Genomic DNA, 14,646 nt, shown 5'->3' on the forward strand with positions numbered 1-14,646 from the left:
GCGTTTTGCAGGAGAATCTGTTGGATCAGCGACAAGCAGGTAGCTGCAGAACTATCGTGAAACGCTGTTTATATGGCTTTGGCTTATTGTTAAACAGCAAAGTTTTTATTAGAGATAAGAAAGGTTAGTCGCTCCAATTGAAACGAACAAAACATGTGGATAGCGTTGTCCGCATGAGTAATGAATCTGTCATCACGAAATTTCATCAAGACATCTCGGCACTGGTATCTAAAAAAAACTATCCCTGCATTGCGGCCCTTAAAACTCTTTCAACCGGTCAATACCACACGGGTGTCTATGGCACCTTGGGCTCCGGTGAACATGCCGAGCGGCTTGCACGGAATTTAATTTCCTTCAGAGATGAGCAAAAAAAGACAGGTTCGTTAGAGCTTAGCTATTTCGCCGTTTTTCCGGATTTAAACGAAATGGACGAGGTAGATTTTGAGCAGCGCTTATGGAGGGAGCTATCTTTCCTAAGCCAAGTTTCCAGTGTTGATCAAACTTGGGACCCGGCCTTCAGTGATAACCCCGCAGATAAAAACTTTTGTTTTAGCCTTGCAGGTTCCGCTTTTTTCGTCGTGGGACTCCATGCAAATAGCTCGCGTCTGTCCAGAAGGATTAAATACCCCACACTAGTGTTCAACGTTTACGAGCAGTTTAAGGAATTGGACCGAAGAAATCGTTACCAACCCATGATTCAGGCAAACCGCAAAAGAGATATTCTGTTTCAAGGTGACGTAAATTCTATGAGTGAAAAATATAACGATAGCTGGGAATCCATTCAATTTTCCGGCAAAAACAATCCGGAATCGTGGGTCTGTCCTTTTCACAAAGGAGGCCCGAAATAAAACCTTATACAATTCCCCCGCAATCAGGGGCATCATTCCTATTAAAGAAAGATGAGTATCTTAAAATCACAGATCCGCTGGGACAACAGGTCGCAGATCTTTTCTGTTTTAATGCTGATGATCTTTCAGAAAGCCTTTCATCAGGAAGATCCATCGATTATAACGATCAAATATTTCTTACGACGGGACATCGGCTTTACTCACAAAGAAGCACTCCCTTACTCGAGATCTTAGCTGATACATGTGGACGCCATGATTTTCTGATGACCCCGTGCAGTTTACGTATGTTTCAAATAATCGCAGGAAATGACGACTATCATCCGAGCTGTCACGAAAATCTTTGTAAAGCTTTTTCACCACACGGAATAAATCCAGATCATATCTCTACGACCTTCAATATCTTTATGAATGTCACCGTGAGTCCAGAGGGGAAACTTGAGATCCTGACTCCTAAGTCCAAAGCCGGAGACTTTATCCTGTTTAAAGCCCTGACTGACTTAGTGATCGGATTGACGGCTTGTTCGCATGAAGAATCCAATAACGGTACTTTTAAACCTATCAACTATCAGATTGCTACGTCCCTAAAAGATCTCAACTAAATGCAGATAACAAAAAACCGGAGAACATCCGGCTTTTTGTTATTAATTATACTTTAAGTTCCCCCGCGGATCAGGAACAGAATGATCAGCAAGGGAATTGGAATTCCCAAAGCCCAAAGTAAAATCCAACCGATAGCGCCCTTAGTGTTATTAACAACGTCTATTGCTTTCATCGAGGCCTCCTTATCTTGCCACGTCGATCATACGACGCTCATTGCACACAGCTCCAACCATGCCACCCAGAGCGGCTGCGATCATCGCAAGTGCGATCATCACGAAGCTGCTCCATCCTACTGCTTTGAAGGTAGTTGCAGCAGCTTTGCGAGCTTCTTCCATTGCTTGGTCAGTTTTCTCTTTTAGAGCAGCAACGGTTTTATCTGCATCGTCCTGGCTCATACCGGCTTGTGCTGCCAAATAGTTTTTCGCACTTTCTTGATCACCGCGCACTAAGCGCGACGCCAGATTTTTTACGATCACGTCAGCATCGGACGCCAGTTTACGACCGACCAAGCTGTCTTGAATCATATCGTTGATCATCGGCGTTTGAGTGGCTGCAATCCCACCCGCCGTCGAAGCAGCCGCTCCTAAAGCAGCACCAGTCACTTTGCCTAATGTCGCCACAGACGCCATTGTATGGCACACCATCAACAGCACGCAGATGCCCCCGACCAGTAAGCCTTGCATCACACCGACCACGTCAACGCGGCGGCGAGCAATGCGAACAGCATAATAGCTTCCCGTAAAATTCCCCAGAATCAGGGCGACAACGATACTGACACCCGCAAAGATCGTCGCATTCTTAGCCGTAGAACCGTCCTCAAGACCGATCCCACCAAATGCAACCGATAGCGTCAGTACACCAATCATCGTGACCAACCCGATCACCACACCAGCCAAGGCCGAACGCCAACATACAAGATGACGATGCCCACCTGCTTCAAGATTTTCATTTCGATAAGATTCATTACCCATAGCCGTCCTTTCAATAGATCTCTCTGTAGAGTGAAGGACGATGAACAACACAGCTAGTGTTAATGCTTTGATATTGTTTTAAGACAGATTATTTCTTATTAAGGATATTATTCGATATTTAGCTTTGTGATCCGCCGACGCCCGAAAGCTTCGGTTTTTTTATGCCTAAAAGCTGTCAAATTGTGGGGCCGCAACGAAAAAAGCCCGGCAAGAGAGCCGGGCTTGGGAATTCCATTTTTAGAATTAATCCAATGGAGGAGGGTTGTCGATCATCTCCTGCATCGTCGCGCCAAATCTTCCGTTTGGTACGATCATCGTAGCTTTACGCCAGTCTTTGGTAGCCAGGATGAAGCGGCCTTGACCGATACCTGGGGCATAACTCCAGGAGTTATTAATCGAGGCTTTGTCTGGCCAGTAGTCAGCGCCCACGTTTGTTAAAAGTTTGGCTGAGTCGCGATCATCCACACCATTTGCGTTATCCAGGATAAGTCGCGTGTCCATCGAGACAAACACGGCGCGAATGTCTGCTGGATTACTCAAGATGGTCTGTGATCCATACCCGTGTCCAAATCTTGGATAATCAGGTTTGAACGAAACGCCTCCCGTGGATTCTTTACGATCTCCACCATCCGCTGCGAAATCAAACGGATATTTCCAAGTATCAGTATATGGAGGAGCCGCATCGTTCTTCAGTAAAGTCCACTTTCTGGTAGCTTGCGAAAGCGTATACACCTTCAAGTTACGATACTGAACTCGAGTGTTCGTGGCCTTATTTCCGTCAGCTTCAAAGACTTGCATCCATGAATTGATGAGCGTGCAATAAGCCGGTTTAGTATATGGGAACCAGCTTGGGATATCGGCTTTAGCCGGCGATTGCATGATAATCATCGGGTATCGTTGCCATTCATAACGAATGTCAGGAATAACGGCTTCGTGCGATTTCGCAGTCTGTGCTGCCACGACCTGCGCTGCAGTGATAGATGTCGATGGTGGCGACACTGTCGGTGACGGCGTTACAGTCGGCGAAGGTGTCGCAGATGGTGAAGGCGACGGTGTCACGGTCGGCTTAGGTGTCGCCGATGGTGAAGGAGTCACTGTTGGGTTAGGTGTTGCCGATGGCGAAGGAGTGACCGTCGGCTTAGGAGTCGCTGATGGTGAGGGCGACACCGTTGGTTTAGGAGTGGCCGTTGGCTTAGGTGTCGGTTTAGGTCTTACCCACCATCGATTTCTGTTTGATCTCAATCCAGCCCGTTGATCAGCGGATTCAGATGCAAAAGAAGCAGATTCAACTTCTAAAGTCTGACCTTGGTAATCCCCATTTGAATTACAGCCGACTACAAGTGCCGGCAGGATAAGGGCCATTGTATTTTTAGTAAAAGAATGGAATGGAGTTTTTCTTTGTTTTTTCATAAACAAAGTATCGGGCGAAAATGATGCTATTTACAGCCCTGCTTTTCACATTCTCATTAACGAACAAGCTCAGAAGTTATACATGTGACGAAGTTTAGTACGGTGAAGGGCGAGCCGCTTTTAATTTGTGGAAGAGAGATAAAATAAGAAAAATGAAAACTTCCCTAACACCCTCTAGGGGAACAAAATTTTCTGAATGTAATCCGCAGTTGAATCACTTCAGGATGTTCCAATTTACAGAGGTATTTTGGAGCTGTTCTGCCATCAATAGATTGGATTTGATACCTAGGGTGGGGGAGATCGTGGCTTTTGTTTAGACCGGAAAATTCCGATAAAGGAGCATGCAATACCATCTAGTCGCCTTCGTTATATTGCTTGTTGCGCTTGTCGCAATTTTTGCATTTCGAAGTTCTACAGAGGACTCTCAGGTCCAAGACGATTTGGATCGTTTTTTAAACGAGCCGATGTCGCCTCGACAGGCAGTTCGCTTTTATGAACGGTATGTAGGTCACATTTATGAAAGCCAGGGCCATGAGGTTGCCTACCTTGTGGGTATTAAAGGCTACGCTGATCATGGGCGAGACATCATTGTCAAAACGCCAACTGAAATTTTGGTCATCCAAACAAGAGCTTTGGGAAGACGACGTGTCGTTCATGAGAATGACATTTATCAGTTATTTGGAAAGATGACCCACCATAAAAACAGATCAGAAGATCCAAATCGCAATACCAGAGCCATCTTTTATTCGACATCCAACTTTTCAAGCTTAGCAAAACAAGCTGCCACTGCTTTGGGTGTCGAGATCAGAACTGAAAAGTTTAATCGCTCGTATCCCATGATTAAATGCAGTGTTTCGCCAACAGGGGAGAAGAACTACTATCTTCCCTTCGATCCCGTTTATGACAGGGTTAGAATTGATCGGCAACGTGACGAACATTTCGTTCGAACTGTTCATCAAGCCGTTAAAAAAGGTTTTAAGCGCGCTGCTTAAGGTGCCAGGTCCTATTTCTGGAAGCGTTGTTTCCAGAAATAGGACCTGGCACCTTTTTTACTATTCTAAAAACTGAATGCCGATTTTGATCACTGATGGCTCAAGTTCTTTTCCCCAGGCAATTTTGCATGGAAGAACGCCGATACGACCCACAGAGACTTTGATTTTTTGACCGGGGACCAGCTTCTGCGTCGTACATAAAATTAGTGAGCAGCCGCTGTGGGATTCATCGTGAATAATTGCGACGGCACTTGGAGAGAAATCTTTTCCCTCAAAATTAAAATCAATCAGTGCGTGATCTAGCGGATCTGGCTGAAAGCGGATGTGTCTGTTTGTCATGTTTAAATGCTAGGGCAATTTTTCGTGTTCGAGAAGAAATAAAAGATTCCTGATTTGAATACAGAATTTAGCGGCAGATTTAGTTCCAGTGGGACGAACAATGCACAAAATCTGTCTGCATTTTGCAATAGCTGAAACTCCAAGCTCGTCCCACCGAAGCTTAGCAGAAATTTTGCCCCTGTATTTCGCAGAGGCTTTCGGAGTTAAAATGGGCAGGAGAATTCAATCGTATCTAAGGCGCTTTGCAATACTGCGCGCAACGGTTGCATGTCTGCCACTTGAGGAATCATCTCGGGGGTGCAGCTTTTTTCAATGGTAATGATAACTTCATAATGAGCCTTCGCTGTTCCGCGAGCCACCGTACACATGCTATTTGTGTTAAGTTCATTACGATACTTATCCTGCATTTTATAACCGAAGGCACCCAAAGCTGCATCCGTACAAGCAACACGTTCGCCTTTAATCGCTCTTAAGAAATCCGCAGGCGGGGGAGTGATAGGGCCTCTGCTGCTGCCATTTGAATTTGAAGACGAACCTGAGTTTTTGCCTGAGGCGCCAACTGATTTGCCAGCATTTGGATTTTTAGGAAGTGACGATTTCATTTCATTGTACATCTGGACATGAATATCGCATTCCTTTTTATATTTGCGGCAACCATCGTAATCGGGAACTATGCCCTCACCAGTTGGGAGAAGGAAAACAGGCTTTGCAACTCCGTTTTTGATTTCCATAACAAACGGATAATTATTGCCTGAAGAAAAACGTACGAAATAGGACGTAGAGGAATTCTCCTCATACATTAAACCATAACCCTGAGCCTTGTTGCCGGAACATTTGCCCTCCCAAACTACTCCTTCTGGACCAGAGCCTTTTTCATGGAAGGGCCAGATGAATTCACAACCATCGGGTCTTTTCATTCGGTAAGCAAGCTCATAGGCTGTTGCATTTGCTTGAACAGCGAAAGCCATAACGAATAAAGAAATAAGCAGTTTCATAAATTCTCCCGAATGATTTAAAAAGTATCGGAGCAGTTTTAACACAAAATTACTGCCACTTATCCATTACAGGAGCTCAATGGGAACTAACGGGAAATTTATTTAGAGGTGTCAGGTTTTCAGACAGATTTACATTAGGATGGTGCCTATAGTGCCGGTGAAGACGCCCTGAGGGCATTTAGGTTGCCCTCAGGAAGACCAGCCCCAAGAGCTAGATCTAACGATTATTAGAGATTTAGAGGGCGGCCATGCCTCGTAAGAATTCATGCCTTGCGGCTGGTGAGAGCTTCTTAGAGTTCTCATGTATGCGCACGAGTGTCCAACAAGCCTGCTTATCTTCGGACAGCATATAGTTCTGAAGGCCAGCTTTAAGTTTTCCCTCTTCATCCGGGCCATTCACTGCGATGACAGCAGGAAGATGGGACATAAAGTCTTTCTGCGGGGCTTTATCCGTATATGATTTGCCAGCTTCAATTCCGCGTCGTGCTGCGAGCATTGATATCTTGAACCACTCTTCTAGTTCTTCATCTGTAAGGCCCTCAAATGCTGAAGCAAGAACTTTCATATCCATTCCACCTCTTAGAAATGATACACAAAGTTTTTCTGATTTTGCGGCAAGCTTTAATCGAAAGTCATTCCAGCGATCAAGTTGTTCCAGATCCATTAGATACATACCGTCGTGAGATGCTTGGAAAGCAACTTTCTGCCATTGATCTTGGGGATAGCTATCCAGCTTCTTCCTGACTATCGGATCATTCAGCATTTCCTTGGCTGCTTTTGCGCTTAGAACTTCAAACTTTGTTTTTTTAAAGATATGAGTATCAATAATACCCTTAAGGGGAGTCAGGGGCGCCAATTGAATGGAGGCAACTGTTAGTCCCGCGACTAAGCCGGATCGAACTCCTGGATTCTTAAATTTACCTGCTAAAAGAGTTCCCACGCCTCCGCCTATTGCACCACCAATTGCCGCAAGAAGAATGCTAGATGAATCGAACACGAACGCCTCCAGAAAAATTTTTAGTTTGAACGTTTTAAGTCTAACCGACGAGTTTTAGTTGATCGGATTACAATTTCTTCTTAATTCAAACTGATACATACATTATTTTGTTTATTATTATGTTCCTAGTAATTCCGCTTTTTCGAAATATACTGATACGATTTAAAATGATCCCATCAATAAATCTTGTTTGGATCAGAATAAGTGGGAGCTATACGGGCATGAATCTATATCAAAAAAAACTATATAGTTCATAGAAATATAATAATTTTCTTTAAACGTTTTCTCACCTAATTTGAGTTCATCAACAACGATAACAACGTTGAACACAAAACTTAAAAGGGGAGAACACCATGAACACATTTATCGCTAACGACGGAACTAAACTATTTTATAAAGATCAAGGCACTGGCCCGGCATTCGTATTCAGCCACGGTTGGCCTTTGAACTCTGACGCTTGGGAAGTTCAAATGATGTATCTTGCCAGCAAAGGATACCGCGTGATTTCTCACGATCGTCGTGGTCACGGCAGATCTGAACAAACCTGGGATGGCAACAACATGGATACTTATGCAGATGACCTGTCCCAGCTTCTGGAACATCTTGATGCAAAAAACGTGATTCTGGTCGGTCACTCGACTGGTGGAGGCGAGATCACTCGCTATATTGGGCGCTATGGCACCAGCCGGGTCGCTGGAGCTGTTCTGATTGGTGCGGTAGCTCCAGGTATGATGAAGTCTCTTTTAAATCCCCACGGCCTTACTATGGACGTATTCGATGGCATCCGTGCCGGTGTGATGAATGACCGCTCTCAGTATTTCAAAGATTTCTCGACAGCTTTCTTTGGCACGAATCGTCCAGGCAACAAAGTCAGTCAGGGAATGAAGGACACATTCTGGATGCTGGGTATGCAGGGGAGTTTAAAGGCGCAGTATGATTGTATCGCGGCGTTTTCGGAAAGTGATTTTACCAAGGACCTTAAACGTTTTGATATGCCGACATTGGTGATTCATGGTGACGATGACCAGATCGTGCCTTTTGCAGCCACGGCCGCTCGCGTTCCGCACTATGTCCCGCAAGCCCAGGTTAAGATCTATAAAGGCGGCGACCACGCATTGCCTGCCACTCATAAGCAAATGATCAACGAAGACTTACTGGCATTTGCCCAACAGATTGAAGCCCGCAGATCGGAAAACTTGACTGCGACTTGCAGTATTTAGATAAATCGGAAAAAGGGGATCTAAGGAGCCCCTTTTTTTTGATTGTACAACTCGTTGCAGAACCGCTGCGGTTTCGCAAAGCATTCATACGAAGCAAGCGAAACAGTAGTTATGGTGCAAAGATATGCAGAGCCTTTGGCAAAACTTCCAGTTTGATGGGAGTTTTGGTTTTAATATCTCCATCCACGTCGACCTTCATGGGGCGGGTGGTGGAAATAGACATCGATTGTCCACTCAAAATAGTAACCGGGTGATCTTCGCGAAACTTTCCGGTTAATAAGGACGGAATCAGTGCAAAGCCATGCCACCATTTTTGCACTTCCGTGCTAAGCGCGTGCAGGGTGTTGTCAAATAAGGTGGCATCTTCGTGAATGATCAGACCGTTTCCATAATTTCGACCATTGCACACGGAAATCTGCCAGCTATAAGCACTATGACGTTTTCCATCACATTCAATGTTCACGCGAATAGGGTTCATACGCCACACAACTTTAAGGGCCATGAATACGAAAGCAAATACTCCCAGCCAGCGTTTCCACTTAGAGCGCACCAAGCGATTCACTTGCGTGCTTAGTCCTAGCCCAATGACATTGACAAAGTGGATGTCGTTAGCAACACCAACATCGATGGGCGTGATGTTTTTCTTGTTGATAAGCTCCAAAGCTTTTTTATAGTCCATGGGAATTTCCATGGATCGCGCCAAGTTGTTTGCCGTGCCCAATGGAATTAGCAGCAGGGGGAGTTTGTGTTCAACCAACGCTGGCAAGGCTTCGTTAACGGAGCCATCGCCGCCGCCAACTAGGACGATCGGATCTTGCTGGTGATGTTTATTGATTATGTCGACTATCTTGTCGCGCTTGGGATCAAAACTGGAATTCAACACATTATAGCCTTGGTCTTTCAGCCAATTTTTAATGTCTGTATCCAGCTGATTGCCTTGGCGAGCTCGAGGGTTGACGAAGACTAATATATTTTCCATAACTACAGGATGAAGCGAGTGTTACACATTTCTGATATACACTTTGGCCGAATCCATCCTCCTGCGATTAAATCTCTGGAGCAGTTTCTTCAGAGTGATTCCCTGAATCTGGACCTGATAATTATGACTGGCGACTGGACTCAACGAGCTCGTCGAAGTCAGTATCGGGATGCTCAAGACTTTATTAAAAAAATGCCTGTGCCGGTACTGACTGTGCCCGGCAACCACGATATCCCTTTGTATAATTTCCTGTACCGCCTTGTACAGCCCTTAGCGAACTATAACAAATTTATAAGAAATGTTACGGTCGACAACTATCAGGATTCTGAAATTGCAGCGATCGGTTTTCGCACTGCCACCACTTGGCGCACGGTGGAGGGAAGAATTTTAGAATCCGATATCTTGCGCGCAGAAAAGTTTTTTAAAGAAGCAAATCCTGCCGCTTTAAGAGTGATCGCGTGTCATCATCCCATTTTCGTTCCGGAACTGATTGCGAAAATTCGACCAAAAGAACTTATTCCAAGAATGCTGAATCTGCGCCCGCATGTGATCCTAAGTGGGCATTCTCACTTAAATTGGATTGAGTTGGTAAACCCCGGAACGAATCAGGAAGTTTTGCATATATCAGCGGGCAGTGCGACTTCCAGCCGCTTGCGGGGGGAAGTTAATAACTTCCATGTTCTCGAGGTTTCAAAGGATGCACTTAAAGTCGAAACATACTTCTTAGGGGATACAGGGTTCATTGCACGCGAAGATCAACCCGTGCGCTCCATTCAGTTTTTTTCTGAGCAAAAAGATTCAACTACGTATACGCAATAAATCGTCCAGCAAAGATCACCGATGTCCATAATCCCAGTGACAGAAGGGCGTGGGCCACGGACCATCTTGGCGGTTGATTGCGCGCTCGCCAGTGATAAGTGCCTGCGTTTGTAAGAGCTGCGAGGATAAGACTTATTTTGATTTGAAAAGTTCGATTGGAAAGAATCTCTTCGGGGTTTGCGGTTACAAGAAGTAAGCCCGTTACAGCGACTAGTAAAAATCCCCAGCGCGATAATTTCAGATTTAAATTAGCTACGGAAGTTAATGGAATACTTTGCCCCAGGCCAAGCAGTCGCAAATCAAAAACAAAAGCACCGCCAACCAGCAGTGTGATTCCTAAAATATGAAAGCTTTCCGTGATTGGATACATCCACGTGGAAGCTTTCAAGCTTTGCGACAATGAAGTCGCGCCGATTTGTGCCGCGACCTCATTAAGCATAGCTAGCGTAGCTCCACCTTTTTGTTATTCACTGTGATATTTTCAGCGCGAAGTTCTGGCTTATTTTCTTTAGAGGGATATCCAAGGATTTGTACTTCCGCACCAGGCTTGATCATATCCGCTGTTAACCCGCGAGCCTCCATGCGCGATACCGGAGCCAGAATCACTGTCCAGGTTTTTCCCTGATGATCCACTTGCAGGCTTCCGTGGGGATTCTCGTAGGACGACTTAAGAACCTTCGCAGAAAAGTTCATGGCTTTTGCGGAATCGTAAGAGCTCCACCCGTGATGGGCCTGTGCCCATGGGGCAACTAGCAGACCAAGTGTAAGTAAGAACGGCAATTTCATGCTTCACCTCGCCCCTTATTGTAAAAGGGGCGGGCCTTCAGGCAATGACAGTTCCTATGTTATTTGAAATGAAATCACTGCGGGCGATACCAGTTTAGGTGGTCGAAAATCTTTCGGTCATTTCTTTTAGATTCAGCTCTTCCAGAATCCAACTCAAACGATCAGCGGCACGCTGGCGCGGGCCTTCTTTTTTGGTCGCGATGATCAACTCGTTTTTCATTGAGTGCTCAAAGCCTACAAGTTCGGTCACAGTGACCTGATAACCATGGGCTTCAAGGCGAAGACTGCGCAAAACATTTGTCAGATGACTGCCGAATTCACGGGTATGAATCGGGTGGCGCCAAATTTCAGTTAGGGGACTTGCCAGTTGCTTCGCCTTGTTTTGACGAAGGACTTTAGCCATTTCGGCTTGGCAGCAGGGAACTAGAACAATGTGTTTGGCTTTTTTCTTTAACGCAAAATCAATAGCGTCGTCGGTTGCCGTATCGCAGGCATGAAGGGCCGTGACCAGGCCGATCTTTTCCGGCAATAGCTTTGATTCTGTCGCCTCTGCCACCAACAAGGGCAGGAAGGACATATTGGGAAAGCCAAGCTTACCCTGAAGTTCGATGGACTTTTTAACCAGCTCGTCACGGGTTTCGATCCCGTAGACGTGGCCTTTGCTGGCCAGGTTTTTAAAGAAAAGGTCATATATGATAAAGCCAAGGTAGGACTTACCCGCGCCATGATCCACCAAGCTTACGTCTTCGCCCGAGGTTTCAAGATCCTTTAGCAGGGGCTCGATAAAATTATAGAGGTGATAGACTTGTTTTAGCTTACGACGGCTATCCTGATTGATCTTCCCATCACGTGTTAGAATGTGAAGTTCTTTAAGTAACTCAATCGACTGACCGTCTCGCATCTCTTCCAGGGGCTTTTTCATGGCTTGGTTTTAGCTGATTTTAGGCTGAAAGTACATCGGGGTTTGTGGGGGAGGCGGTGGTTGCAAAAATGCCAATAGTCTTATTCCGGCCAATAAGCCTTTTTAATTTTCTCCCAGTGCGCGGGAAGCATTCGCCGGCTAGTACTGTTGGACATGATGTCGCCTGGATTTGATTTCAGAGAAATTTGGGTTAACGGAATGTTTTCAAGGGGAATGTACTGATTCTCCATCAGCCCCACAATCCAGGCTGCAGGTTCTATCTGCCATTGGCAAGAGCTGCTAAATTTGATTTTTACTTAATCGTTTGCGATTCTGCTAACAAAACGGAATTGTAGGTTGTGGATGTCTTGACCAAAAAACAACGCAGCTATTGCATGTCTAGGATTCGTTCCAAACATACGACACCTGAAAAGGCCGTTCGTATTATTTTGCGATCCCTCGGCATTAAGTATCGAATTAATCCCCCAATTTTCGGAAAGCCTGACATTAAAGTTGTGGGCGCAAAGGCTGTAATATTCGTTGACGGGTGCTTTTGGCACAAATGTCCCAAACACTACATTCAGCCGAAAACCAATAGACTGTTTTGGAATGCAAAAATAACGAAAAATATTGCTAGGGATCGAAAGGTAGACGCGGAACTGAAAAACAGAGGATATGCTATTGTCCGGATTTGGGAGCATGAAACCAAGTTTCCCGAATTAGTGGCGAGAAAACTGAGTCGGAAAGTTGCATCGGCCATCAAATAGTACCTGGTTTTGCCTGTTTATTTAGCATAACGAACTGCAAGAAAGGCTTTTTCTTGAATCGCCAGGTGAAAATTGGAATAATTTGAGGGAGAAATGCACCTGGGGATTTTTATGAATACTATAATTGGCGCGGATTTAGTAAAGTTCAGAAGTGAGTTGAGCCTTTCTCAACAGGAACTCTCTTTACTTCTATTTCCATTAATTACCCCTAAAGCAGCTCTTGTCAAACTTCAGAAGTTTGAAAATAAATGTCACGATGTTTGTGATGTACATCCTGCGACTTTGCTTGGTTTAAGATTCAATATTCTCGAAAGCAGAAAAGCGAAACAATCGTTCAAGGACGGCAGTTTTACGTTTATTGACTTATTTGCAGGTATTGGTGGGATGAGATTGCCATTTCAGGAGCTTGGCGGTGATTGCGTATTTACAAGCGAATGGGATAGTTATCCTGCTTCAATGTATGAAGAAAATTATGGCGATAAGCCGTTCGGCGATATTACGAAAATACCGGCCAGCCAGATTCCGGCACATGATGTTTTACTTGCTGGTTTTCCATGCCAGCCGTTCTCGGCAGCGGGTGTTTCAAAAAAGAATTCGATGGGTCGCGCTCATGGCTTTAAGGATAAAACGCAAGGAACTCTTTTCTTCGATGTTGTGAGAATTCTTGAATATCATAAGCCTAAAATGTTCCTTCTGGAGAATGTCAAAAATCTTGTTTCCCATGATGGCGGCAAAACATTTAAGATTATTATCGACACCCTGACGAATGACTTAAATTATAAAGTGACGTGGCAACTTATTGATGCCAGTGCATTTGTTCCCCAAAAGCGTGAACGAATATATTTGGTCGGTATGAGGCAGGATATGCCCGAATTTAAGTTCCCGGAGATACAGCCGCGCGAACAGCGATTGGGTGATATTTTAGAGAAAGTCGCTATAGATTCTAAGTACACCGTTCCTGAAGGAACTTGGAAGAGTTTGCAGCGGCACGCTGATAAACACAAAGCAAAAGGAAATGGATTCGGTTTTGGACTTGTGAATCGTAATAGTGTTACGAGAACGTTATCAGCCCGTTATTATAAAGATGGGGCTGAAATTCTTCTTGAGCAAAAGGCCGCTCGTCCACGACGATTGACTCCAAGAGAATGTGCCCGATTGATGGGTTTTCCGGATGAGTTTAAAATTAGCTTGTCAGAATCCAGGGCTTATAAATGTTTTGGTAATTCGGTTGTGGTTCCGGTTATCAGACATATTGCTAAAAGTATGGTGGGGAATTATCAAAATTCTGTTAGTAATATTAAAAAATTCCAAATTCAGGAAGTAGAACTATGACAGAGCTTGGTTTAAAATTATCTTCGTTGCTTGATTTGTATAACAATAAGGGTGCAAAAATTTCTTCAGCGGAACCCGTATTTGATTTAGTAACAAATGAAATACCGCGAATTATCAAAAATTTTTGTGTGGGAAGCTGTAATTCAACTTTTTGGGAGTTTGAAGGAAGTGTCGGGAAAGGATCTTGGTCCAGAACACCATGGATAGCGATGTACGATCGACGGGTTACCGACCGTGCTTCAGATGGTTTTTATGTGGCATTTATTGTCCAAGAAAATATGGAGAAGGTTTTTTTGTTGTTAATGAACTCTTCTACGGCACATATTAACTATACGCCATTTCACTTAAAGGTTTCGGACGTAGAAGGGTTGCCTAGTTTTCAAAAGGGCGTGATTCCAAGTGGCCTGTTGGCAGTCTCTGGACGGGGAAATGCTCCTTTATTTGAAAAAGCCGCTTTATTATGGAAGTCTTTTTCTAAGGAAGACTTGTTAGGAAACGTCTTGGAGCAAGACCTCGTGGCAATACTTGAGCAATATCAAAATTTGGCCAAGAAATATATTTCCAGTTACCCTAAAGACAAACCATTCAAATCAAATCCATTTTTATCAAAATAATAGTGTCTCTTTTTGAGCCAACAGATGTATTTACACTAAACTAAAAAAAAATTATTTCCGATTAGAAAGCTGCCTT

At 44.5% G+C, this 14,646-nt stretch carries 17 protein-coding genes; 8 read left to right on the plus strand and 9 right to left on the minus strand.

Going from position 1 to position 14,646, the window contains the following annotated elements; translation table 11 throughout:
- Positions 1 to 173 precede the first annotated feature (173 nt).
- Positions 174 to 848: a guanitoxin biosynthesis heme-dependent pre-guanitoxin N-hydroxylase GntA gene (gene gntA / locus ACLWNV_RS05880; protein ID WP_413586992.1), complete on the plus strand. Its 675-nt coding sequence runs from the start codon at positions 174 to 176 to the stop codon at positions 846 to 848.
- Positions 812 to 1,447 carry a DUF1989 domain-containing protein gene (locus ACLWNV_RS05885; RefSeq protein ID WP_413586993.1) on the plus strand — a complete coding sequence of 212 codons (636 nt, stop codon included), beginning with the start codon at positions 812 to 814 and terminating at the stop codon, positions 1,445 to 1,447. Before gntA ends, ACLWNV_RS05885 begins: the two co-directional genes overlap by 37 nt.
- A 183-nt stretch (positions 1,448 to 1,630) precedes the next feature.
- Here ACLWNV_RS05885 and ACLWNV_RS05890 read toward each other — a convergent pair whose 3' ends face one another.
- Together ACLWNV_RS05890 and ACLWNV_RS05895 are read right to left on the minus strand one after the other, a co-directional pair.
- Entirely contained in the window at positions 1,631 to 2,419 is a 789-nt protein-coding gene (locus ACLWNV_RS05890; RefSeq protein ID WP_413586994.1) for a hypothetical protein, read from the minus strand.
- A gap of 243 nt (positions 2,420 to 2,662) precedes the next feature.
- Entirely contained in the window at positions 2,663 to 3,829 is a 1,167-nt protein-coding gene (locus tag ACLWNV_RS05895; RefSeq protein WP_413586995.1) for a hypothetical protein, read from the minus strand.
- A gap of 341 nt (positions 3,830 to 4,170) precedes the next feature.
- On the opposite strand from ACLWNV_RS05895, the gene ACLWNV_RS05900 reads away from it, so the two are divergent.
- On the plus strand, positions 4,171 to 4,821 hold the full coding sequence (locus ACLWNV_RS05900) for a restriction endonuclease (protein ID WP_413586996.1): 651 nt from the start codon (positions 4,171 to 4,173) through the stop codon (positions 4,819 to 4,821).
- Between the two features lie 60 nt (positions 4,822 to 4,881).
- Here the strand turns inward: ACLWNV_RS05900 and ACLWNV_RS05905 are convergent, their stop codons facing one another.
- From ACLWNV_RS05905 to ACLWNV_RS05915, 3 genes are all read right to left on the minus strand, one after another.
- Positions 4,882 to 5,160: a hypothetical protein gene (locus ACLWNV_RS05905; RefSeq protein WP_413586997.1), complete on the minus strand. Its 279-nt coding sequence runs from the start codon at positions 5,158 to 5,160 to the stop codon at positions 4,882 to 4,884.
- Between the two features lie 203 nt (positions 5,161 to 5,363).
- The gene (locus ACLWNV_RS05910; protein WP_413586998.1) at positions 5,364 to 6,155 is read right to left on the minus strand and encodes a hypothetical protein; all 792 of its coding nucleotides are present in this window, start codon (positions 6,153 to 6,155) and stop codon (positions 5,364 to 5,366) included.
- Between the two features lie 235 nt (positions 6,156 to 6,390).
- Entirely contained in the window at positions 6,391 to 7,152 is a 762-nt protein-coding gene (locus tag ACLWNV_RS05915; RefSeq protein ID WP_413586999.1) for a hypothetical protein, read from the minus strand.
- A 353-nt stretch (positions 7,153 to 7,505) separates the two neighbouring features.
- Between ACLWNV_RS05915 and ACLWNV_RS05920 the strand changes: the two genes are divergently transcribed.
- A complete protein-coding gene (locus tag ACLWNV_RS05920; RefSeq protein ID WP_413587000.1) occupies positions 7,506 to 8,372 on the plus strand; it encodes an alpha/beta fold hydrolase in 867 nt (288 codons plus the stop codon).
- Positions 8,373 to 8,481: 109 nt separating this feature from the next.
- Here ACLWNV_RS05920 and ACLWNV_RS05925 read toward each other — a convergent pair whose 3' ends face one another.
- Positions 8,482 to 9,351, minus strand: a complete 870-nt coding sequence (locus tag ACLWNV_RS05925) for a diacylglycerol/lipid kinase family protein (protein ID WP_413587001.1) — start codon at positions 9,349 to 9,351, stop codon at positions 8,482 to 8,484.
- 18 nt (positions 9,352 to 9,369) lie between these two features.
- Here ACLWNV_RS05925 and ACLWNV_RS05930 point away from each other — a divergent pair, with 18 nt between their 5' ends.
- Positions 9,370 to 10,170 (plus strand): metallophosphoesterase family protein, encoded by an 801-nt coding sequence (locus tag ACLWNV_RS05930; protein ID WP_413587002.1) that lies wholly within the window; start codon positions 9,370 to 9,372, stop codon positions 10,168 to 10,170.
- Here the strand turns inward: ACLWNV_RS05930 and ACLWNV_RS05935 are convergent.
- The 3 genes from ACLWNV_RS05935 to ACLWNV_RS05945 form a co-directional block, all read right to left on the minus strand.
- Positions 10,154 to 10,609, minus strand: a complete 456-nt coding sequence (locus tag ACLWNV_RS05935; RefSeq protein ID WP_413587003.1) for a hypothetical protein — start codon at positions 10,607 to 10,609, stop codon at positions 10,154 to 10,156. The genes ACLWNV_RS05930 and ACLWNV_RS05935 overlap by 17 nt on opposite strands.
- Before the next feature lie 2 nt (positions 10,610 to 10,611).
- On the minus strand, positions 10,612 to 10,956 hold the full coding sequence (locus tag ACLWNV_RS05940) for a DUF6152 family protein (RefSeq protein WP_413587004.1): 345 nt from the start codon (positions 10,954 to 10,956) through the stop codon (positions 10,612 to 10,614).
- A gap of 94 nt (positions 10,957 to 11,050) precedes the next feature.
- Entirely contained in the window at positions 11,051 to 11,878 is an 828-nt protein-coding gene (locus tag ACLWNV_RS05945) for a class I SAM-dependent methyltransferase (protein ID WP_413587005.1), read from the minus strand.
- A 338-nt stretch (positions 11,879 to 12,216) separates the two neighbouring features.
- On the opposite strand from ACLWNV_RS05945, the gene ACLWNV_RS05950 reads away from it, so the two are divergent.
- The 3 genes from ACLWNV_RS05950 to ACLWNV_RS05960 all read left to right on the plus strand — a co-directional run bounded on the left by ACLWNV_RS05950 (position 12,217) and on the right by ACLWNV_RS05960 (position 14,570).
- Positions 12,217 to 12,624, plus strand: a complete 408-nt coding sequence (locus ACLWNV_RS05950) for a very short patch repair endonuclease (protein WP_413587006.1) — start codon at positions 12,217 to 12,219, stop codon at positions 12,622 to 12,624.
- A 111-nt stretch (positions 12,625 to 12,735) separates the two neighbouring features.
- Positions 12,736 to 13,956 (plus strand): DNA (cytosine-5-)-methyltransferase, encoded by a 1,221-nt coding sequence (dcm, locus tag ACLWNV_RS05955; protein ID WP_413587007.1) that lies wholly within the window; start codon positions 12,736 to 12,738, stop codon positions 13,954 to 13,956.
- Positions 13,953 to 14,570, plus strand: coding sequence for an MrcB family domain-containing protein (locus tag ACLWNV_RS05960; RefSeq protein WP_413587008.1), 618 nt, complete (start codon positions 13,953 to 13,955; stop codon positions 14,568 to 14,570). Before dcm ends, ACLWNV_RS05960 begins: the two co-directional genes overlap by 4 nt.
- Positions 14,571 to 14,646 lie beyond the last annotated feature (76 nt).

The sequence above is a fragment of the Bdellovibrio sp. HCB274 genome, from assembly GCF_047306075.1.
Taxonomy (GTDB): domain Bacteria; phylum Bdellovibrionota; class Bdellovibrionia; order Bdellovibrionales; family Bdellovibrionaceae; genus Bdellovibrio.

Bases quoted from the DNA above. Each gene is read 5' to 3' on its own strand.
- gntA (WP_413586992.1), top strand. From the start codon at position 174: ATGAGTAATGAATCTGTCATCACGAAATTTCATCAAGACATCTCGGCA.
- ACLWNV_RS05890 (WP_413586994.1), bottom strand. From the start codon at position 2,419: ATGGGTAATGAATCTTATCGAAATGAAAATCTTGAAGCAGGTGGGCAT.
- ACLWNV_RS05895 (WP_413586995.1), bottom strand. From the start codon at position 3,829: ATGAAAAAACAAAGAAAAACTCCATTCCATTCTTTTACTAAAAATACA.
- ACLWNV_RS05900 (WP_413586996.1), top strand. From the start codon at position 4,171: ATGCAATACCATCTAGTCGCCTTCGTTATATTGCTTGTTGCGCTTGTC.
- ACLWNV_RS05905 (WP_413586997.1), bottom strand. From the start codon at position 5,160: ATGACAAACAGACACATCCGCTTTCAGCCAGATCCGCTAGATCACGCA.
- ACLWNV_RS05910 (WP_413586998.1), bottom strand. From the start codon at position 6,155: ATGAAACTGCTTATTTCTTTATTCGTTATGGCTTTCGCTGTTCAAGCA.
- ACLWNV_RS05920 (WP_413587000.1), top strand. From the start codon at position 7,506: ATGAACACATTTATCGCTAACGACGGAACTAAACTATTTTATAAAGAT.
- ACLWNV_RS05925 (WP_413587001.1), bottom strand. From the start codon at position 9,351: ATGGAAAATATATTAGTCTTCGTCAACCCTCGAGCTCGCCAAGGCAAT.
- ACLWNV_RS05935 (WP_413587003.1), bottom strand. From the start codon at position 10,609: ATGCTTAATGAGGTCGCGGCACAAATCGGCGCGACTTCATTGTCGCAA.
- ACLWNV_RS05940 (WP_413587004.1), bottom strand. From the start codon at position 10,956: ATGAAATTGCCGTTCTTACTTACACTTGGTCTGCTAGTTGCCCCATGG.
- ACLWNV_RS05945 (WP_413587005.1), bottom strand. From the start codon at position 11,878: ATGAAAAAGCCCCTGGAAGAGATGCGAGACGGTCAGTCGATTGAGTTA.
- dcm (WP_413587007.1), top strand. From the start codon at position 12,736: ATGAATACTATAATTGGCGCGGATTTAGTAAAGTTCAGAAGTGAGTTG.
- ACLWNV_RS05960 (WP_413587008.1), top strand. From the start codon at position 13,953: ATGACAGAGCTTGGTTTAAAATTATCTTCGTTGCTTGATTTGTATAAC.